The sequence below is a fragment of the Paraclostridium sordellii genome, assembly GCF_000953675.1.
In the GTDB taxonomy this organism is placed as follows: Bacteria; Bacillota; Clostridia; order Peptostreptococcales; family Peptostreptococcaceae; genus Paraclostridium; species Paraclostridium sordellii.
Genome location: NZ_LN679998.1, coordinates 2,251,368 through 2,272,225 on the forward strand (window position 1 = coordinate 2,251,368; position 20,858 = coordinate 2,272,225).

Sequence of the window (20,858 nt, forward strand, 5' to 3'; positions counted from 1 at the left end):
TACTTTTACATAATCTCCTGATACATATCCATATCCACCGTTATATTTTATCTTATACCATCCATTTTGACTTTCTACTATTTCTACTTTCGACCCATTTGTTAATGTTCCTATTACTGAGTAGTTTGTTCCATATCCACTTCTTATATTTAACCTATCTGCTGTTATGGTTCCGGTATTAACAGAATTTTGATTGTCTCCATCGGGATTAATTACTTCTCCTCCAGATCCATCAGTATGTATATTATCTTTTAAATATCTCTCAATTCCATTAGCAATTCCATCAGCTAGTTTTTCTTGATAATTTGGATTTGCTAAATTAGCTGATTCTGTAGGATTAGTTATAAATCCACTTTCAAATAATGCAGATGGCATATTTGTTTCTCTTAAAACAGCAAAATTTGCACTTTTGATACCTCGATTTCTAGATCCAGTTTCATTTATTGCACTACTTTGTATGTTTTGAGCATAGTGACTATACTCTCCTTTTCTTGTGTGGTAATAAGTCTCCGTACCATTTGCACTCATTGAATCAGATGAATTTTGATGTATAGATATAAAAACATCTGGAGCATATTGATTTGCCATTTTAGCTCTATCACTTAATGATATAAACTCATCACTATATCTACTCATTTTAACTTCAATCCCTTTAGATCTTAGTTTTTGTTCAACTTTTTTAGCAACAGCTAGGTTTAATTCATCTTCATAATTTCCATTCCCTACAGCTCCACTGTCTTGCCCCCCATGACCTGGGTCTATAAACACTTTATAGCAATTTCTATTAGATTTTGGCATTGCAGCAAAATTATACCCTCTTGTTTCACTAGGCACATATACTTCTATAACATGTACTTTCCCATCTATTTTTTGACTTAAATACACAGTTCCATATCCAATAGGTTTTACAACACCATTTTCAATACTTACAGTTTCATTATCTGACGTTTCCCAGTTTGGATTTGCTGATAAATCTAATGTTTCTCCTTTTCTTAGAGATACTCCATCTTCTACTACTACATCTTCAGACTTATATTTATCCATTACAGTTGAAAATTCTGCTTCATCTTTTGGACTAGCACTTACAGGTACTACGTTTACCACAGTTGCTGCAGATATTATTCCAAAAGCAGCTATATATTTAGTAAATTTATCAATTCTTTTGCTCAATTTCTCAGTCTCCTTCGTAGTTTTTTGTATTCCCATTTTTCCTATATTTTAACATATCACTTATTGTTTCTACAAATTTAGCCATAGCTTTATTTTTTAAATAAAAAAGATAAGTCTTTTAGACTTATCTTTTTTATCGGTTAATTGTTTATAATTTCAACAAGCTTTCTTAATTTTGTTTCATCGATTTCTCCAAATGGATTTTTATCAACTCTTATGGCTGTTCCAAAGTGAAAATCTTTATTATTAGTTAAATTTTTTATTCTATCTATATTTTCAAAATTTAACCCTCCACCTAGCAATATATTAATACTGCCTGCATTTTTTTTCATCTCTTTTATTTTTTCTATGTTATTTTCTATATTGCCTTTTCCAGCTGAAGTTAAAACATTAGTTATATATTCATATTTACTAAGTATTTTTATTGAATCTATAACATCGGTTTCATCTATAGCTCTATGATAAGTAACATCTAATCCTTTAGCTGCTTCAAGTAATGTTATTAGTTGTTCTTCTCTTATATTATTTTTTTCATCTAACATTCCAAAAACCACACCATTAGCGCCTATTTCTTTTACTTTTTCTATATCTTTTATCATTATATTTATATCTTCATCACTATATACAAAACTTTTCGCATGGTGCCTTATCATTACATTTACAGGTATTTTAACTTTATTTACTACTGATTCTATAAGTCCAAAACTTGGAGTTAGACCTCCCTCTGTTAATGCACTTACAAGTTCAATTCTATCAGCTCCACATTTTTCAATAGCTATAGCATCTTCAACACTCATCCCAATTATTTCTAACATTTTTCCTCCTTTGCTAATTCATATATAGCATTTGCAAATATTTTGGCATTTAAGATTATATCATCTATATCCATGTATTCATCACTATTATGTGCTATTCCTTTTTGTCCTGGAAATGAAGGTCCAAAAGGCACAATATTTGGCATAACCTTAGCATAGGTTCCACCACTTGTAGTAGTTGGTGTACCGTCTAATCCAGTAACTCTTTCATATGCATTTTGTAAACTTCTTACTAAATACGAATTTTTATCAAAATTAACAGGGTTAAAGTTGCTTTCTACTTTTAAACTTAACTTATATTCTAGATTAACTTTTATCTTACTTAATATATAATCCATAGTACAAGTCATAGGATATCTTACACTAAACATCAAAGTTATTCTGTTATTTTCATATTTTAATTCATAAGGATTTAAATATAACTTTCCTGTTAATTCATCCTCAAAATCTATGTTTATTTTTTCACCATAATACTCATTATGAAAGTACTCATTTATAAATTTTAAAAATGAATTTAACTCTTCATCCTTTATAAGATTTTCATTTATTAAATATTCAATCATATAAGTAATTGCATTTTCACCTAATTGAGGCGCATTTGCTGGAGCTTGTTTTCCTTTAACTTCAATAGATATAAACTTTTCATCCATTTTTATATTTAAATTGTCATTTATTTTTATATTTAAATTTATAGCCTTTTCTTCTAAATAGCATATTATATCTTCATGTATGTATTCAACAGGAATGTCTATTTTGCATTTATCAGGTACAACATTTGATTTAAAATCTCCATAAATCTTAAGCCCCTTTAAATCTATTTCTTTACTTATGCTTAATTTTCCAATACCTCGTTCTCCATATACAACAGGATACTTACAATCTGGAGTAAACCCCATTATAGGTGGTTTTTCTTTACTTAAATAATATGGTATATCATTAAAACCAGTTTCTTCATTTGTACCAAAGATTATTCTAACTTTCTTATTTAACTTTAACCCTGAATTTTGAACTGCTTTCAATCCATATAAGGCACTTATTATAGGTCCTTTATTATCTAATACTCCTCTTCCATAAATTTTTCCGTTATCTATAGTTCCGCCATAAGGGTCATAACTCCATCCAGTTCCTTCTGGAACCACATCTAAATGTCCCAGTATTCCTATATATTCCTCACCTTCACCTAATTCAGCATACCCCATATATCCGTCTAAATTTTTAGTTTTAAATCCTAATTTTTTAGAAATCTCTAAAGCCTTTTTTAAAGCTTTATCAACATTTTCACCAAAAGGATATCCATTAGTTGGCTCTCCTTCAACACTTGGTATTTTTACTATATCTATAATATCATTTATTAAGTTATTTTTTAATTCGTCAATTTGATTATTTAAGATATCCATAAATATTCCTCAATTCTATATTATTCTATAGGTGCTTTTATTCTTGCTGCATATGCTGCCAACCATTCTTGTGTAGCTACCTCATGAACACTTTTACCATCAATTCTGTTGCTTACATAAACTGTAGGCTCATGATCTTTAGTTGCTACTGAAAAACTAAAATTAGGTATATTCGTTGCAACTCCCCATTCACCTTTATTGTTCATAGCAACTAGTGATAAATCTCCAGCTTTTCCTCTTCTTTTTATAAGTTGTTCATCCAATTCATTCACGGCTTTGTCGCAAGCTTGTTGAGGAGTAAAACCTTCCTTCATAAGCCTCACTATTTCATAAGATATGCACCCTTTCATAAGATCTTCACCAAGACCTGTAGCTGTTGCTCCACCAACTTCACTATCTACATAAAACCCTGATCCAGATAAAGGCGAGTCTCCTACTCTACCACTTTTTTTCATGAAAAGTCCACTTGTTGACGTAGCTGCACACATTTTCCCATTTTTATCCAAAGTAACCATCCCAACTGTATCATGCCCTACATATGGGCTTAATCCTTGCTCTAAAGTTTCTTTTTTTCTTTTGTTATAATGCTGCTTTGCTCTATCTGTCAGCATATTTTTCCTTTCAAATCCATTTTTATGGGCATATTCCTCTGCTCCCGTCCCAACTAAAAAGCAATTGACTTTTTCATTACTTAATTTTCTAGCTATTGATATTGGATTTGCGAAATCTCTTATTCCAGCTACTGCTCCTATTGAAAATGTATTTCCATCCATATATGCAGCATCAAGTTCTACCTCACAATTTTCATTTGGAAGCCCTCCATACCCTACAGACTTGTAAAAAGGATAGTCTTCTACTCTTTTTATAGCTAATTCTATAGCATCTCCAGCCTCCATGCCTTCATTTAGTTTTTGTGAACTTTCACTTACTCCTTCTATAGCCATTCTCCATGTTGCAATTATTCCCCACATAACATTTCCTCCTATATTTTTAATAAAAGCCTTGGTTTCCCAAGGCTTTTATATTTTTAAAAGCAAATTTCTTCTTTTAAATTCAATATATCTTCATTTTCAGCAAGTTTTTTTGCCATTTTGCAAATATTTTTTAAAGATTCATTTAATCCTATTCCACCTTTCTTAGGTGTCTTTACTATTAAAATGTCGTCTTTATAATTTTCTAAAATTTCAGTATTTTCAGCAGACATTGCTGCAAATGCTTTTATATTTGTTTCACTATTAATCTTCTTTGCTAAAACTGCTGACATTTCAGCAAAATTTTCATAATTGAATGCCGGTCCACATATTACTACATCTGGACTAATTTTTTTAACCATAGCAACCATTTTTGCACTTACTTCTTCTTCATTATTTATAAAAAATTCATCACCACAATAAAGACTTGCTATTATTTTTGAATCATATTCTTTTAAAAATTTCTCCATCATTACTCCAGGTCCTAATGGAGTAGTTTTTCCTCCAGGTGGTATATTAGCTTTTTCTTTACCGCCTGCCCCTGCTTGTATTTGGTCTAATATAAGAACTACTTTAGTCAAATTTTTCATCCCCTAATTTAAAATTCTAAATCATCAAATGATAAGTCATCTTCTTCTTCAATATTAGTTTGTTCTTCTGTTAAATATTGCTTATCTAACATTTTTATAAACGGTAAGTACATAAAACATCCTACAACTAATAGTAGTATCTGAAGAATAGATGCTTGCCATCCACTTACTAAAAATCCACTAAATATAATAGGCGTTGTCCATGGTATTTGAACTCCATTAGTTAATGGAACTAACCCAGAATCCATACAGAAGTATGTTACAATTTGATTAAACATAGGAACAAACATAAAAGGTATTAATAATACTGGATTTAACATTATAGGTAATCCAAATATTATAGGTTCATTTATTCCAAATATACCTGGTAATAAAGACAATTTTCCTAATTCTCTTATACGTCTACTCTTACATACAATTAACATTACTATTAATAGAGAAAGTGTACTTCCCCCTCCTCCAAAAGTGGCAAACATATCCTGAAATTGTCCAGTTATTATATTTGGTAATTCTTGTCCAGCTTGGAATGCATCTAAGTTTTCAGCAGATAATAATTTTAATATTGGATTATAAACAGCTCCAACAACACTTGATCCATTTATTCCAAAGAACCAGAATAAATGCAAGAATATATAAGATATAACTGTAGCTGTTAATGTGTTTCCTAGTTTTAATAATGGCATTTGTAAAAACTGATATATAAACTCATGTATGTTTCCATATGGTGTTAACTCAAACCCAGTTTTTATTAAGAAGAATATTATCATTATTATAGCACTTGGTATTAATGCAGCGAATGACTTTGCAACAGTAGGAGGAACTCCTTCTGGCATTTTTATTGTCCATCCTTTGTTAACAACCCATTGGAATATAGCTACTGATACGAATGAAGTTATCATACCAACAAACATACCTTTAGACCCCATCCATCCTAGAGGTATACCTTTAACTTCATATACAATTTCCATTCCTTCCGGAGTGTATGGTATTGTAAATGGAGTTATTATGAAAAAGGCAACTAAAGCAACTGCTGCAGCTTGTATAGCATCTGCTTTAATTTGTTTAGCATATGAAAACGCTATCCCGATAATTGCAAGAATAGTCATTACATCAAACGTAGAAGCTGTTACATGACTTAAACCACTAGCCCAATTATCTCCAAAAAATCTAGCCCAAAACTCATTCCATCCTGGTATTGGGAAGTTCGCTATTAGTAAGAAGAACGACCCTACTATTAATAGTGGAGATGATACCAAGAATCCATCTCTAATTGCTACAAGGTACTTGTTTTTACCTATTTTTTCAGCCATAGGCATAAGTAACCTTTCTAAAGTTGACATAAATTTATTCATGTTTACCCCCTAATATGATATTTAATTTTATATAAAAGAAGCTAATTAATAATTATAATTAATTTAAATTAGCTTCTTAGATATCAACTTTGATTTTAACCCTTTACTTCCCTTGATTTAAATAATATAAAGTTTTAATTTATTTAGCCTGACGTGCTTTTATCATCTTTATAGCAGTTTTTAAAACTTTCTCCCCATTCATTGACCCATAATCAACACTATTTATAACATCTACAGGTGTTTTTTCATCAAATTTTGCCTGAACTTCTTTTAGCATAAACTTAACTTGTGGCCCTAATAATATGCAATCTGGATTTCTTTCTTCTACTATTTTATCTATTTCAGCATATGGAAACGCTTCAACCTCTATTGGTAATTTATGTTGATTTGCAACATTTTGCATCTTACTTGCTAATAAACTAGTTGACATTCCAGCACTACAGAATAAATATATTTTTTTGTTCATTTTACTTTTCCTCCTAAAAACCCTCTATATTTAAATTTTTATTTATTTGCCCCAATTTCTTTTCTTAAATCTATAATTTCTTTTACTAGATTTCTTTCACTTAGACAAGTCATTAAATGATCTTGAGAATGTATTAATAACATGCTTATTTCTACATTTTTACCCTCTTTATCCTTATTAATTAAACTTGTCTGAATTTTTTGTGCTTCTAAAATTTCTTCATTTGCATTTTCCATGTATTCGTCACTTTTTTTAAAGTCATTTTTCTTGGCATAATGTAAAGCTTCATAAATGTGTGACTTTGCATTACCTGCATGAATTATAACCTTTAGTATTTTATCTTGATAGTTCATTAGTTTCACCGCCTTACTTAAGGTCTTTTAAAATATTTGTTAACGTTTTCTTTAACTATATTTTACAATATATTTTAAAAAAAGGAAATAGTATTTTTTGTTTTTTTTAAAAATTTTTACAATTTACTTTAAATTTATGTTTTACTCTTCTTTATATTATTTTTCAAAGAATTATATGACTTAATTCTACAATCAAGTTTAGGGGGTATACATATATTATAACTTATTTTATACTTATGTCTTTATTAATTTCTATATGTATATTTTGAGTTCCAAATATAAAATAAGTTGCATATATTTATAATGATAGGATAAGCCTATTAATCTTAATATATGGAGTGTTTCTAATGCATAAAAAATGTGACAACAAATATTGTAATATCAATCAATGTAGTTCTAAATATCATTATTGTGATACTTTTAATGAACCTGAGCCTGTAACACCTAAATTTTTCTTTTATCCTTGCGAGATAGATTTGTATAATAATTTAAAAAATTGCCTTTGTAAAACAGTTGGGTTTAAACTTTCTTGCAGTGATTGTATTTTACGTTTAAAAATAATGAAAGTTACACCTTGTAGCGTATATGGTAAAACTTCATCTGGAAAAGGTCCTATATGTTTAAAATTATCTGCTATTGATTATGTTGATTTTGGAAAAGAAGTTTATGTTAATCCTTTATGCAATGTAAATATATCTGAAATTTTAACATTACCTGGATCAAAAGGTGAAAAGGGTGAACCTGGTCCTCAAGGTCCTAAAGGTGAAAAAGGCGAAGCTGGCCCTCAAGGCCCTAAAGGTGAAAAAGGCGAAGCTGGTCCTCAAGGCCCTAAAGGTGAAAAAGGCGAAGCTGGTCCTCAAGGCCCTAAAGGTGAAAAAGGTGAAGCTGGTTCTCAAGGCCCTAAAGGTGAAAAAGGTGAAGCTGGTTCTCAAGGCCCTAAAGGTGAAAAAGGTGAAGCTGGTCCTCAAGGTCCTAAAGGTGAAAAAGGTGAAGCTGGTTCTCAAGGTCCTAAGGGTGAAAAAGGTGAAGTTGGTCCTTCATCAAAACCCGCTCCTGTGCCTTATAATCCTGAAAAGAAAAAGAAACTATATACTAATAAAAAAGATCCTTATAACAAATAAAAACAAGAGCGCATACTATGCGCTCTTGTTTTTATTTACTAACCTATTTTTTTAAATATAAATTCATACATATCTACAAACTCTTTAGCTAATTGTAAAAAGTTCATAGTAGTCATTAAATGGTCCTGAGAATGAACTAATACAACTCCTATTTCAGTCTTCTCTCCACTAGCCTCTGCTTGTATTAGTTCTGTTTGAAATCTATGAGCTTTATTTAATGTCTCACTAGCTTCTTTTAAAAGTTCTCTAGCTTTTTCAAAATTTCCATCTTTAGCTTCAGACAATGCTTCATGAGCAGTACTTTTAGCATCTCCTGCATGTCCTATTATTCCAAACGATATTTCAAATATTTTTTCATTCATAAATTTTTACCTTCACTTTCCCCTATATATTCCTATAATTAGTTATGATTATATCATTATCTTCAAAAAACTTTTTTAGCTCTTTTGAAGTTAATATCTCATGTTCTTTTGTTCTTTCTATTGAATATGATGTTGACTTTGATAAAAATGCATCTACAAAAGCTGGATGACTCATCATATCCGATATTTCATATTTTTTTATTTCTTCTATGTGATTTTCAAAATATTTTCCATCTACATTCTTATTATAAAAACTTCCTATCACAGGAATTATATTATCATAATCTAATCTGTATTCAAATCCACCTCTTATAGGCAATTTATACTTATTTAGTATTTTTTCTATTACTGGTTTAAATTCTTTTAAAGTGTGAACATGGTGATGACTATCTAAATGAGTAATTTCAATTCCTGCATTTATAGCTTTATCTATTTGAGCACAAAATTCTTCATATAACTCATCTAAATCAATCTCTTTAGCTTTTTCCTCTGTAATTCTTCTAAAGAAATATCCATTTTCATCAGTTAAAGTCTTATGTGTTTTTAAAACAGGTTTATAACAACTTAATGTCATATGCACGCCACATCCAATATCTTTATTTTCTTTCAACAGATCTAGCGCTTGTTCAAATCCAGGCATACCTGTCATTATAGTACAAGATTTTACAACTCCATTTTTATGTGCAGATATTATCCCTTGATTTACTCCTTCACAATATCCGAAATCATCAGCATTTATTATTAATTTAGTCATTTAAATCACCTACCTTTAATTCATCTATCTTACTTTTGAATTGAGGTAAATATTCTTCATGTGCAATTAACATTTCATTCATTATTATTTCAGCCAATTCATCACTAGTTACAAGTGGATTTATAGAAAGAGCTTGTATAGATGTATCATAATCACCAAGTACAGCTGCTTTCGCTGTTAAAATCTCAAATGATTTTATTTGATTTAAAAGTCCAACTGTTCCAATTGGCATTTCTCCTATAGTTAAAGGTATCGGGCCTTCTTTAGTTATTACAGAACTTACTTCTACTGCATTATTATAACCTATATTTTTTATAGCACCTTTATTAAGTGTATTTACAACTTGTATATCTTTTTTATCATTGTATATAGAGTTTATTAAATTACATGCAGCATCACTATAATATGCTCCTCCTCTTTTTTCTAATTGAGGTGGCTTTATATCTAAATTTTCATCTTTATATAACTCAAATAAATCATTTTCTAAAACTTTCACAACCTCTGCTCTTGTTTGACCCTTTTCAAATTCTTTTAACTCATGTTCTAACATATCTTTTGTTTTATAATAATATCTATGATATGGGCAAGGTATAGCCCCTAAAGATTTAATAAATCTAGGATTAAATGGAGCAGTTGATTTTATATTTCTCATACTCATTTCTGAGTGTGCAAATTTTTCTATTGCTTCTTCAGTAATATCTATTCCGTCAAGACATACTTTTAATCCATAAACCATGTGATTTAATCCGGCAAAAGTAACTTCAATTTTTTCCTTATCAACTTCTAATGCTTCTGCTACCCCTGCTTTTACACCTATTGGTACATTACAAAGTCCAATAAATCTTTTGAAACTAGTATGATTAAATACCATTTCAGTTATAATTCCAGCTGGATTTGTAAAGTTTATTAACCAAGCATTAGGACATAACTCCTCAATATCTTTTATTATATCTAATATAACAGGTACTGTTCTTAATGCCTTAAAAAATCCTCCTGGTCCATTAGTTTCTTGACCTATAATACCATGTGATAAAGGTATTCTCTCATCTTTTATTCTTGCATCTAATAATCCTACTCTCAGCTGAGTAGTTACAAAATCTGCATCAACTAAAGCTTTCCTTCTATCTAATGTTGTATGTATTTCAAGATTTACACCTGATTTCTCAACCATTCTTCTAGCTAAATTCCCCACTATATCTAGCTTTTCTTTTCCTTCTTCAATATCTACTAACCATAACTCCCTTACCGGCAGCTCCTTATGTCTTTTTATAAAACCTTCAATAAGCTCCGGTGTATAGCTAGACCCTCCACCAATTGTAACTATTTTAAGTCCTTTTTCCATTTCATCCATAGGTATATTAATATACCTTCCCCCTCTCCCTAACTTTAGAAAAACGTTTACATACTAAAAATATCATTTTTCGTCATAAAAATCAATATATTTTTTAAATTTTATTTTTAATTTTATTTTATATTTCATTTATTAAATTTAATTTTCTCTTAAATTAAATAAAGCATTAGACTAAATTTAATTTAATCTAATGCTTTATTTACTTAATTTTATAAATAATTATAATTTATATCTAACTATATATCTTAACCTATAACATAGTCTTTTTCACTAACTCCATATTTCTCATATAAAATTTTTGGATTTTCTATGATTTTACTTTTATTTACTCTGGTCAATTTCTTTAATAAGCATTCTAACTTCATAGCTTCACTCTTGCTTTTACTAATCCAATAAATTTCAAGTTGCTTTATTCCTCTAGCTCTTGTATATTTAGAGTTTATTCCTTTTTCATGTTCTTTTATTCTTCTTTTAATATCTGTTGTATATCCTATATAATAAGTATCATCTTTACACCTTAATATATATGTATAAAACATATCAGCCTCCATAAAATCTATTTATTTTGTCTATAAAAAATTAGACAGCTAAAAGCTGTCCATAATTTTAGTATCCAACATAATATAAATATAACCCTTTTGACGGAGCTGTATCTGATGCATGGCTTCTATCTTTTAGCTCTAACATTTTTTTTATATCTTCTGGAGATTTTTTATGTAAACCTACATCTACAAGTGCACCTACTATAATCCTAACCATATTATATAAAAATCCATTTCCCTCAACAAAAATTTCAACTAATTCTTTATTCTTTTTTATATCTATACTATATATATTTCTAATATTGGATTTTTTCTTTGACTTTGATGATGCAAAGCTTGTAAAGTCATGTTCTCCTATTAAATATTTACTAGCTTCTCTCATCATTTCAATATCTAAAGAGTTTTCTATGTGATTGGCATATTTTCTTAAAAATACATCATGATGCTTTTCATTATATATTTTATATAAATATACCTTCTTTTTTGCATTGTATCTAGAGTGGAACCTTAAATCTACATCTTCAACTTTTTTAACTACAATATCTTCAGGTAAATATCTATATAAATAATCATTAATTTTATCTACTGATAACTTAGAATCTGTCTTGAAATTAGCAATTTGGTTGTATGCGTGTACTCCCATATCAGTTCTTCCAGAGCCAATTATTTCTATTTTTTCATCAGTCATTTTACTAAGTACTGATTCTATCTTGCCTTGAATTGTATTTTCATTATCTTTAAGTCTTTGAAATCCTTTATACCTTGATCCATCATACTGTATCGTTAATTTAATATTTCTCATTTTAATCCTCTTTCTATACTGACTCTAATAAAGTGTTTTTAAGCGAAAAAGTTATACATGTGCCTTCGCCTTTTTTACTTTCTATTTTCATTTCTCCACCATGTAATTTTATAATCTCATGGCTTATAGCAAGTCCTAGTCCACTACCCGCTTTATTATAATTTTCTTGGAAAAATTTATCTAAAACTTTTTCTAAGTTATGTTCTTCTATACCTTCTCCATTATCTATTACCTTTATAGTCGTATATTCAAAATCTTGTGATACAACTACTTTTACATAACCTTCTTCATCTGTAAATTTTAATGAATTTTGAACGAGGTTTATCAAAACCTGTCTTAGTCTATTTTTATCTCCTTGTATCATTTGAATATCATCCATTATAAAGTCACAACTTAAGTTAATATTTTTTTCATTAGCTTTTACCTTTAACTGATTTACAACTCCAACAACTAATGACTCTACATCTACCATATCAATTTGAAGCTTTATCCTATCTGATGATAACCTTGAGAAATCTAGAAGTTCTTCAACAAGTTTTATGAGTCTTTCCGTTTCATCTTGTATTATCCCTAATCCTAAGTCTAATTCTTCTTTTCCAATTCCTTCATACCCCAGTGTTTCACTCCATCCTTTTATTGAAGTTAATGGAGTTCTTAACTCATGTGATACTGAGGATATAAACTCATCCTTTAGCTTCTCACTTTTGTCAATTTCTCTAGCCATATGCTCAAAAGTTTCTGCTAATTCACCAATCTCATCATCTATTATAGCTCTTGGCTTTAGCTTTATATTGTAGTTACCATGTGCTAATTCATTAGCAAATTTTTTAAGTTCACTTAATGGATCTATCAAAGTATAAGCAAACTTTAAACTTATAGAAATAGCTATTAGTAGTATGAAAATTCCAGCTAATATAAGACCTAAAATTATCTTAAATATAGTTGTGTCTATAGCATCCAGAGAAACAGTGTATCTTACAACTCCCTCTATTTGATTATTTAACTTTAGGGGGACAGATATACTCATAACATGTTCGCCATTTTTTGCTTTATACTTACTTGTTGTTTTTTTATCCTTTAAAGCTTGATCAACATCTTCATAATGAGCTTTTTCATCACTTCTAAATCCATACTGGTCTATAATTATATTTTTATCTTTATTTATTATCTCAACTGCCATGTGTGGATTTGTGTTTATATCTCTTTTTTCAAAAATATTATTTATCTTTTGTTCAAAAGAACTATCTCCCATATATCCACTATAAATATTTTGAGTACTGTTTGCTTGGTGTTCTAAAGTCTGTCTAACAGAATCATAGTAATAATTTTGTGCATAGAATATGAATAACCCTTCAAATAAAGTTACAGTAATTATTATTATTATAAAATAATTTTTTATTATCTTTTTTCTAAGACCTTCGAAGTGTATCACTATTCATTTTCCTTTCTCCAACAATATCCATAGCCCCAAACTGTTTGTATAAATTTAGGTTTAGATGCATCATCTTCTATCTTATTTCTTATTCTTCTTATATTTACGTCTACTATTTTAAAATCATATAAATAGTTAGTTCCCCAAACTTCATCAAGTATTTGATCTCTACTCAATGATTGTTTTTCATTAGTTATTAAGAACTTAACTATGGAAAATTCTGTTGGTGTTAACTCAATTTCAGAACTGTTTTTAAATAGTTTCCTTTTTTCTAAATCTAATATGAATGGTCCACTTTCTATTACACTCTTGTTTTTACTGTTTACTTCTCTATTTATTCTTCTAGATAAAGCACTTACTCTCATTAATAATTCTTTTATACTAAAAGGTTTAACTATGTAATCATCAGCTCCAGAGATAAATCCTTCTATTTTATCTTCTTCTTGAGATTTTGCAGTAAGCATTATTATACCAACTGAATCAAAATTATTTCTTATATATTTGCAAACTTCAATCCCACTCATATCAGGAAGCATAACATCTAGTAGTGCTATAGATATGTTTTTTTCACTAGATATTTTATCTATAGCTTCTTGTCCAGTTCCAGCTTCTATAACTTCATAACCTTCTCTTTTTAGGTTTATGCTTACAAAGCTTCTAATACCTATTTCATCCTCTAAAACTAATATTTTTTCCTTCATTATTCTTCCTCCCTCAAAACTAATATATAAGCGAAAAATTTTCTTTAATTGCATCTTTTGATATATTTAAATCTTTTAAAACTTTAGGGCTGTTTTCTACTAAAACATACATTTCAGAGTCATTTTCTTTTAAGATAGTTCCTCCGTTACTAGTATTTTGATTTTTACTCTCATCTATTTTATTTTTAGAAATTTTAGTAATTGTAAATAATTTTATTGGCTCTGATTGATGTATATCATAATACATAAATTCAGATTTACCTTCACTGAAATTTTCATCAATATAAATTTTATTAGCTACGTTATTTGGTAAGCTTAACCTAAAATTATTTTGATAGTTATAATATATTTGACTTACAAAAACTAAATTTGATGATTCCTTTGTTTTTCCATTCCATATATTCCAACTGATGTTTAGTGAAGATTTCTGGTTATATCCTCTTGAATTACCATTTATCATCGGTATTTCCGCTATCCCATCATTATTTATATCTTCAACAGGAATGTAATAAGGTTTTGTTACTTTTATATTTTTCTCATCAAAGGCTTTCTTTAAATTATCATTTTCTAAATATAAAATTTGTGTTATATATGAATCATTTTCTGTAAATGATTTAGTATCAACAATAATTCCTTTTTTATCTTTACTTACTTTTTTAATATCTAAATATGCGCTATCTAAGTTTTTAACATCATTAAAAACCGAAAAATCTCTAAGTTTTACATATTGATCAAAATAAGCTAAACTAACTGTCATCACATGTGTTTTTGGATTAAAGTTAGCAATTATAATATCTAACTTACCATCGTTATCTAAATTTTTTATTTTTACTTTCATCTCTGTAAAATCATCTTTATTCTCTATCCAACTTGGATCAAACTTAGTTAGTCTAATTATTTTATTTTCCTTAAATTTATAAACTTCCATTATAGTTTTATTATCTTTTTTACTTAATAATATAATTTCTTTATATCCATCATTATCTAAATCAAAAAAATTGGCGTATTCTATACTATCTCCATCAACAAGGTGGCTATCTATAATATTTTTCCCATTATTTAATAATACAGAAAATCCAACTTTATTATTTACTTCATTAAAATTTTCTTGTTTTTGAAACACAACAATTTCATCTGACCCATTATTATCTAAGTCTACAGTATTTATAGTTGCAACTTCTGAGGAATTTTTAGGTAATAAAATACTCGATCCTTTTCCTAATGTTGCATTTATACTTTTATATAAATTAGCTTCTTGTTCATTGTGTATAGGTTTCTTTATTAACTGTTCAGGAGACTCTGTACTAGTACATCCCACATTCAAAAAACCAGTACATAAGACTATTACAATTAATTTAAATAACTTCATTTATTTCCCCTCTCTAGTTTTTAGATAAGCTTCAAATTTTTTTATATTTTCTAACTCTTTTTGTCTTATTTCTGTTGTTATGTTTCCTCTTCCCAACCTATCAGCTTTAGATAAGAGTAAAACATCATTATAATTTATTTCTTTAATCATATTTTCACAATCTAAAAAAGGTAAATTTTTATCAAAGAATAGAGGTTGCATATGAAACTTCACCAACTTTGAAATTTTATATTTTAAATTTTCATTATCTGTTAGCTTGTCCATAATTTGCTTTGATATTTTTTCTCCTTCAATATCATGATTATATGATGTTATTCTTCCCTTTCTCACTCTTGTGGTTGTAAGCTTTCCAATGTCATGAAGTAATGCAGCCCACATAAAAGCTAATTTATCACTTGAAAAATCTTTAATTTGTGCAGCTTCATCTAAAACCATAAAAACATGATTCAAAACATTTCCTTCTGGGTGATACTTTTTATTTTGTTCTATTAAACTAAGATTAAAAAGCTTATTTTCTAAATCCGTGTTAAGTTTTTCTTTCGATAATAATCTTTTAATATATTCTGATGGGTTTTTATCACTCACAAGATGTTTACTTATTTCATTAAAAATTAAATTATTTTCCATATTATCCACGCCCTTATTTTTATTTAGTATTTTAACAAGAGCTTAGTAAACACTAAGCTCTTATTTAATTAAAGTTCTTCCTCACTATTTGATGATTGTTCAACCTCTTGGTTAGTATTTTCTACTGGTTCAGTTTTTATAACTTTATCCTCTTTTAATCTTCTAACTTGCTTAGTGGATTTTTTGGCTTTTGGAAATAAATTAAAATTTAACTTTAAACCACCTTTTCTAGGCTTTTTATTTGTATTTTCATTTATACCAAATTCATCTTTTTCATCTTCTGGAACTAGATCATTTAAAACTATTTCAGCCTCTCTGTCTTCCTTATCCATAATTTCATTTGGTATATAGTCTTCTTTTAAAGTTTCTATTTCTTTTTTTTGTTTATTTTTATTTACTCTTTTTTTTGTTTTTGTCTTATTTGATTTTTTTGTTGGCATTATCTTAACCCTCCTAAAATTTATTTACACAGTATATATATATTTAAGAGGGCTTGTAATTATTTGTTATTATTTATATATTTTGGTGGCTTTGGACCTATATATTGATAGATATATGTCTTTAATCTACCATTGTATAATTTTCTTTTTTTATTAGCTTTTTTATTAAAAGCATCCTCAAAATCTTCATATGAAGTTAACATATAATAAGACCAAGTTTTAAGTTCTTTAAACGCATAACCCAAATCTTTATATAATTTTTTTACAGTTGGCTTATCTTCTAGTCTTTCTCCATAAGGAGGATTTGTTATTATAAATCCGAACTTTTCTTCGCTTTCAAAGTTTTTAGCATTAAACACCTTAAACTCCACATAGTCTTCTACACCTGCAAGTTCTGCATTTTTACGAGCTATCATAACAGCTTCTTTATCAATATCATATCCATAAATCTTAAAATCTAAGTCAGTGTTCATCTTATCAAAAGCTTCTTTTCTAACATCCCACCATATTTTTTTATCCATAGTTGTCCAGTTTTCAGCTATAAATTCACGATTTAATCCAGGTGCCATGTTAAGTCCAAGCATAGCAGCTTCTATAACTATTGTTCCAGAACCACACATTGGATCTACTAATATCCTTCCAGGTTGCCAAGGAGTTAATTGAACCATTGCCGATGCCATAGTTTCCCTTAATGGTGCTTTAGTTGAAACTTCTCTGTATCCTCTTTTATGAAGCGCCATACCACTTGTATCTATAGCTAATGTAACAATATCTTTATGAATAAAAACTTGTATTGGATATTTTTCTTTCGTTTCTGGTAACATTCCATCTTCTTCATAACTTATTTTTAAACTCTCAACTACTGCTTTTTTTACTATTGCTTGAATATCTGAAGTTGAAAATAACTTAGATTTTATAGATGATGCTTTAGCAACTGGAAACTCACCACCATAAGGAATATATTTAGACCAGTTAATAGCTTTTGTATTTTCAAATAAATCATTAAAAGTTTTAGCCTCAAATTCAGCAACTTTTAAAAGTACCCTTTCAGCCGTTCTTAACCATATATTAGATGTAGCAATACCTTTTTCATCAGTTCTATATGTTACTCTTCCATCTTCTGTTTTTATTATTTCATATCCTAAATTTGTTATTTCGTTTTTAAGAATTTTTTCTATTCCAAAAAAACAAGGTGTTATTAATGTATAATTTTTCATGCCTTCCTCCTAGTTCTTAATTTCATCATTCATGCTCCCCATCTTATAGCCTATTAAGTCTAGAGTCACATATTTAAATCCAATTTCAATTAGTTTATTATGAGTCTCTTTTAATAAGTCATTGTTAAAAAATTTATGTATCTCACTTTCTTCAACTTCTATTCTAGCTAACTCATTATGAGTTCTTACTCTATATTGTCTAAATCCTAAGTCTTGTAAATAATTTTCGCTTTCTTCTATCCTTCTAAGCTTTTCATTTGTTATAGCCTCTCCATAAGGTATTCTAGTAGCTAAACAAGCAAATGCAGGTTTATTAAATGTAGGTACATCTAATTCTTTAGACAATTTTCTTATATCTTCTTTAGTCATAAAACTATCTTTAAGTGGACTTTGTACTCCTAATTCTTCTAATGCCTTCAATCCAGGTCTATAATCACTTAAATCATCTAAGTTAGTACCATCTAAAATATAGTCTATATTATTTTTATCAGCGATATTCTTCATCTTTGTAAATATAGCTTTTTTGCAATAATAACATCTTTTTGTATCATTATTTATAAATTCATCTATATTAAACTCTTCTAATTTTAATACTATGTGTTTTATACCTAAGACTTTTGCATAAGCTTTTGCTTCTTCTATTTCTCTATTTGAATGCATCATTGCATGTATTGTTACAGCTATGCAGCTTTCACCTAATGTATCTTTTGCTACTTTTAATAAAAATGTACTATCTACTCCTCCTGAAAATGCAACTAATACACTTCCAAGTTCCTTAAGTCTATCTTTTAATATATCTAGTTTTTTTGAAGTATCCAATTCCCCATACCTCCCCCATTTTCTAATACCTTTAATTATATACAATATATAGTTTTTAATCAAACATTTTAGAATATGTATCGATATTGTAATTTTTTAGTTATATTTGAGTTTTTTTGATGTTTGTTATATTATATTTTTACATAAAGGGGGAGATTTTGTGAGAATAGAATTTAAACATCTAGAAGATTTGCTTAGATGTAATAAAAATATAAAAATTGAATTTATAGATAATTCTAATATTTTGGAAATTAAAAATTTATCAACTGTAATTGCTAAAATAGAATTTCATAATAACAATTTAGAAGAGAATAGTGAGTATATATATAATACACTAGTAAACTTGGAAAATATTACTCTATATATTCCTAAAATATATGATAAATAATAAAAAAAATGTGATTAGCTAATGCTAATCACATTTTTATAATAACTTTTCTTTCCATTCTTCTTCTTTAAAACCTATTAATAAATTTTTACCATCAAAAGCTATAGGTCTTTTTATAAGCATTCCATCACTTGATAAAATATCTAGTAATTCATCCTCGCTTGCAGTTTTTACCACATCTTTAAGTCCTAATTCTCTATATTTTACTCCACTTGTATTAAAGAACTTTTTAATCTCATACTCTCCAGTATCATACATTTGTTTTAATTCTTCTTTACTTGGAGGATTTTTTACAATTTCAATTTCTTCAAATTGTATATTATTTTCATTAAGCCAAGCCTTGGCTTTTCTAACAGTAGATCATCTAGAATATCCATAGAATTTTAACATTTTATCACTTTCCTTTTTCTTTTCTTATATTATTACACTAATTTAGAAAGTTTAAAACATTTTTATTAATTCCATGGAACAACTTCAACCTCGCCATACCATCTATCCTTTAGTCGATTTGAATATTCTCCTTTGTAATTAATTATATATAATACAACTAACTCTACATATCGAGTACCTATTTGAAGTATATCCCGCATATTTTCAACAGTTAAATTGGCTCTTTTATTTTTTCTAGTCGGATGTACTATATTATTTCTAAAATATGTAAATATATCAATACCATCATCAAATTTGCTTTGTATATATTCATTAAAAATAATAAGTTCTTCTTTACCATAATTTATATTACAAATCTCTAAAAGCATTCTGATATTATCAGATGCTGTATTTTTTTCAAATTCTATATCATTTAATATTTTAGCTTTTTCAACTATTACTACATATGATAATGTTTCTAGTGCTATCTGAATAGAAATAACATTATTTTCTATATTTATATTATCTAAAGATTCTATATACCAATCAATAACATGCTTTAAAGCTTGTCCATAATAATCATCATGTAGCTTTTTACACATTAAACTTATGTACTTTTCAATATTATGATGATTTACTACTGTATCCGACCACGTAGGAACATATTTAAAAGGAGTTGTTATTGATTCTTTCCATAGTCTAAAATTATTTTTGTCATCTTTATATCCCATTACCAAACAAATTCCAATATACCTACCCGATAAAAAATTTAATGCGTCTGAAATTTCATCTAATAATTTAAATACATAACTAGATTTAAATGCTTTATTGTCTTTTCTTCTTATTCGTCCTACATGTGTTATTATACTTCCATTTTTCTCTCTTAATTCTTCATATAACTCTTTATTGTAATCATATCGCTTATCTATTATGATTTCATATCCACTTACTTCAAAATTTATTCTTCCTGCAAATAATTTATCATCATATTTTATTAATTTACCTTGCTTTTTATCAAAATTCACAATATGAAAATCTAAATAGTCCACAAACTTATTTTTAGACTTTATAACCCCACTACTTGCATATCCGTAAATATTATTTTTATGTATATTGTTTATAGTCACATTAATAGGTTGATATCCATGCAACTCTATAATTGCTTCTAAATATTTCTTTTTTATAATTTCTAAATGCTCACTTTTGCATCCTATTATTTTAGCTTCAAAATTTATAAATGTAGGAGAACTAATTTTATAGTAAATCCGACCCTTACATTTATATAGCTTATCTAGGTAAATGCAAAAATTCCCTTCATGAATAACTATATCCTCATCAATACCATAATTTAGGTATTTAGAGGATATAGCTTCTTTTACTACCTTCATTTTTTAGCCCACCTTCATTAAACATAGTTGTCTTAATATTATATCACATTTGATAAATAAAA

Annotated in this window: 24 protein-coding genes; 2 read left to right on the forward strand and 22 right to left on the reverse strand. The window is 28.1% G+C overall.

Translation table 11 applies throughout. The annotated features are described in order from the left end of the window. From ATCC9714_RS17740 to ATCC9714_RS10815, 8 genes are all read right to left on the reverse strand, one after another. Nucleotides 1-1,170: N-acetylmuramoyl-L-alanine amidase (locus ATCC9714_RS17740; protein ID WP_280136260.1), on the reverse strand; the 1,170-nt coding region annotated here is incomplete at its 3' end. A gap of 140 nt (nt 1,171-1,310) precedes the next feature. Continuing rightward, entirely contained in the window at nt 1,311-1,985 is a 675-nt protein-coding gene (locus tag ATCC9714_RS10785) for a copper homeostasis protein CutC (protein WP_054631062.1), read from the reverse strand. Next, nucleotides 1,979-3,382 carry a dipeptidase PepV gene (gene pepV / locus ATCC9714_RS10790; protein WP_054631061.1) on the reverse strand — a complete coding sequence of 468 codons (1,404 nt, stop codon included), beginning with the start codon at nt 3,380-3,382 and terminating at the stop codon, nt 1,979-1,981. The genes ATCC9714_RS10785 and pepV overlap by 7 nt, the downstream gene beginning before the upstream one ends. Before the next feature lie 20 nt (nt 3,383-3,402). Next, entirely contained in the window at nt 3,403-4,353 is a 951-nt protein-coding gene (locus tag ATCC9714_RS10795) for a N(4)-(beta-N-acetylglucosaminyl)-L-asparaginase (RefSeq protein ID WP_057545254.1), read from the reverse strand. A gap of 56 nt (nt 4,354-4,409) precedes the next feature. Further along, on the reverse strand, nt 4,410-4,943 hold the full coding sequence (locus ATCC9714_RS10800) for a GrdB-related putative oxidoreductase (RefSeq protein ID WP_057545255.1): 534 nt from the start codon (nt 4,941-4,943) through the stop codon (nt 4,410-4,412). Between the two features lie 8 nt (nt 4,944-4,951). Beyond that, on the reverse strand, nt 4,952-6,295 hold the full coding sequence (gene celB, locus ATCC9714_RS10805) for a PTS cellobiose transporter subunit IIC (RefSeq protein WP_057545256.1): 1,344 nt from the start codon (nt 6,293-6,295) through the stop codon (nt 4,952-4,954). Between the two features lie 139 nt (nt 6,296-6,434). Then, nucleotides 6,435-6,761 (reverse strand): PTS sugar transporter subunit IIB, encoded by a 327-nt coding sequence (locus tag ATCC9714_RS10810; RefSeq protein WP_021125873.1) that lies wholly within the window; start codon nt 6,759-6,761, stop codon nt 6,435-6,437. Nucleotides 6,762-6,799: 38 nt separating this feature from the next. Continuing rightward, nucleotides 6,800-7,114: a PTS lactose/cellobiose transporter subunit IIA gene (locus ATCC9714_RS10815; RefSeq protein WP_021127962.1), complete on the reverse strand. Its 315-nt coding sequence runs from the start codon at nt 7,112-7,114 to the stop codon at nt 6,800-6,802. A 347-nt stretch (nt 7,115-7,461) separates the two neighbouring features. On the opposite strand from ATCC9714_RS10815, the gene ATCC9714_RS17745 reads away from it, so the two are divergent. Beyond that, nucleotides 7,462-8,235, forward strand: coding sequence for a collagen-like domain-containing protein (locus ATCC9714_RS17745; RefSeq protein ID WP_057545257.1), 774 nt, complete (start codon nt 7,462-7,464; stop codon nt 8,233-8,235). Nucleotides 8,236-8,273: 38 nt separating this feature from the next. Here the strand turns inward: ATCC9714_RS17745 and ATCC9714_RS10825 are convergent, their stop codons facing one another. The 12 genes from ATCC9714_RS10825 to larE all read right to left on the reverse strand — a co-directional run bounded on the left by ATCC9714_RS10825 (nt 8,274) and on the right by larE (nt 18,651). Then, nucleotides 8,274-8,597 (reverse strand): PTS lactose/cellobiose transporter subunit IIA, encoded by a 324-nt coding sequence (locus tag ATCC9714_RS10825; RefSeq protein ID WP_021127964.1) that lies wholly within the window; start codon nt 8,595-8,597, stop codon nt 8,274-8,276. A 22-nt stretch (nt 8,598-8,619) separates the two neighbouring features. Beyond that, the gene (gene chbG, locus ATCC9714_RS10830; RefSeq protein WP_057545258.1) at nt 8,620-9,351 is read right to left on the reverse strand and encodes a chitin disaccharide deacetylase; all 732 of its coding nucleotides are present in this window, start codon (nt 9,349-9,351) and stop codon (nt 8,620-8,622) included. Next, entirely contained in the window at nt 9,344-10,693 is a 1,350-nt protein-coding gene (locus ATCC9714_RS10835; RefSeq protein ID WP_057574349.1) for a 6-phospho-beta-glucosidase, read from the reverse strand. The genes chbG and ATCC9714_RS10835 overlap by 8 nt, the downstream gene beginning before the upstream one ends. A 254-nt stretch (nt 10,694-10,947) precedes the next feature. Then, entirely contained in the window at nt 10,948-11,241 is a 294-nt protein-coding gene (locus ATCC9714_RS10840; RefSeq protein ID WP_021125881.1) for a GIY-YIG nuclease family protein, read from the reverse strand. A 67-nt stretch (nt 11,242-11,308) separates the two neighbouring features. Beyond that, nucleotides 11,309-12,046: a tRNA pseudouridine(38-40) synthase TruA gene (truA, locus tag ATCC9714_RS10845; protein ID WP_057545259.1), complete on the reverse strand. Its 738-nt coding sequence runs from the start codon at nt 12,044-12,046 to the stop codon at nt 11,309-11,311. Between the two features lie 13 nt (nt 12,047-12,059). After that, on the reverse strand, nt 12,060-13,478 hold the full coding sequence (locus tag ATCC9714_RS10850; protein ID WP_081013663.1) for a sensor histidine kinase: 1,419 nt from the start codon (nt 13,476-13,478) through the stop codon (nt 12,060-12,062). After that, on the reverse strand, nt 13,478-14,179 hold the full coding sequence (gene walR / locus ATCC9714_RS10855; protein ID WP_057545261.1) for a cell wall metabolism DNA-binding response regulator WalR: 702 nt from the start codon (nt 14,177-14,179) through the stop codon (nt 13,478-13,480). Before walR ends, ATCC9714_RS10850 begins: the two co-directional genes overlap by 1 nt. 19 nt (nt 14,180-14,198) lie before the next feature. Next, on the reverse strand, nt 14,199-15,548 hold the full coding sequence (locus ATCC9714_RS10860) for an FG-GAP repeat domain-containing protein (protein ID WP_057545262.1): 1,350 nt from the start codon (nt 15,546-15,548) through the stop codon (nt 14,199-14,201). Then, entirely contained in the window at nt 15,549-16,175 is a 627-nt protein-coding gene (locus tag ATCC9714_RS10865; RefSeq protein ID WP_057545263.1) for an HDIG domain-containing metalloprotein, read from the reverse strand. 68 nt (nt 16,176-16,243) lie between these two features. After that, a complete protein-coding gene (locus ATCC9714_RS10870) occupies nt 16,244-16,615 on the reverse strand; it encodes a hypothetical protein (protein ID WP_021127973.1) in 372 nt (123 codons plus the stop codon). A gap of 59 nt (nt 16,616-16,674) precedes the next feature. Continuing rightward, nucleotides 16,675-17,832 carry a THUMP domain-containing class I SAM-dependent RNA methyltransferase gene (locus tag ATCC9714_RS10875; protein ID WP_021127974.1) on the reverse strand — a complete coding sequence of 386 codons (1,158 nt, stop codon included), beginning with the start codon at nt 17,830-17,832 and terminating at the stop codon, nt 16,675-16,677. Between the two features lie 9 nt (nt 17,833-17,841). Further along, on the reverse strand, nt 17,842-18,651 hold the full coding sequence (gene larE, locus ATCC9714_RS10880; protein WP_057545264.1) for an ATP-dependent sacrificial sulfur transferase LarE: 810 nt from the start codon (nt 18,649-18,651) through the stop codon (nt 17,842-17,844). A gap of 160 nt (nt 18,652-18,811) precedes the next feature. Here larE and ATCC9714_RS10885 point away from each other — a divergent pair, with 160 nt between their 5' ends. Continuing rightward, the gene (locus tag ATCC9714_RS10885; RefSeq protein ID WP_021125895.1) at nt 18,812-19,039 is read left to right on the forward strand and encodes a hypothetical protein; all 228 of its coding nucleotides are present in this window, start codon (nt 18,812-18,814) and stop codon (nt 19,037-19,039) included. Between the two features lie 36 nt (nt 19,040-19,075). On the opposite strand, the gene ATCC9714_RS10890 is transcribed toward ATCC9714_RS10885, so the two are convergent. Beyond that, complete coding sequence (locus tag ATCC9714_RS10890) at nt 19,076-19,429, reverse strand: arsenate reductase family protein (protein WP_081013662.1); 354 nt, start codon at nt 19,427-19,429, stop codon at nt 19,076-19,078. Between the two features lie 65 nt (nt 19,430-19,494). Then, on the reverse strand, nt 19,495-20,796 hold the full coding sequence (locus tag ATCC9714_RS10895) for a hypothetical protein (RefSeq protein ID WP_057574348.1): 1,302 nt from the start codon (nt 20,794-20,796) through the stop codon (nt 19,495-19,497). Between the last annotated feature and the right edge of the window lie 62 nt (nt 20,797-20,858).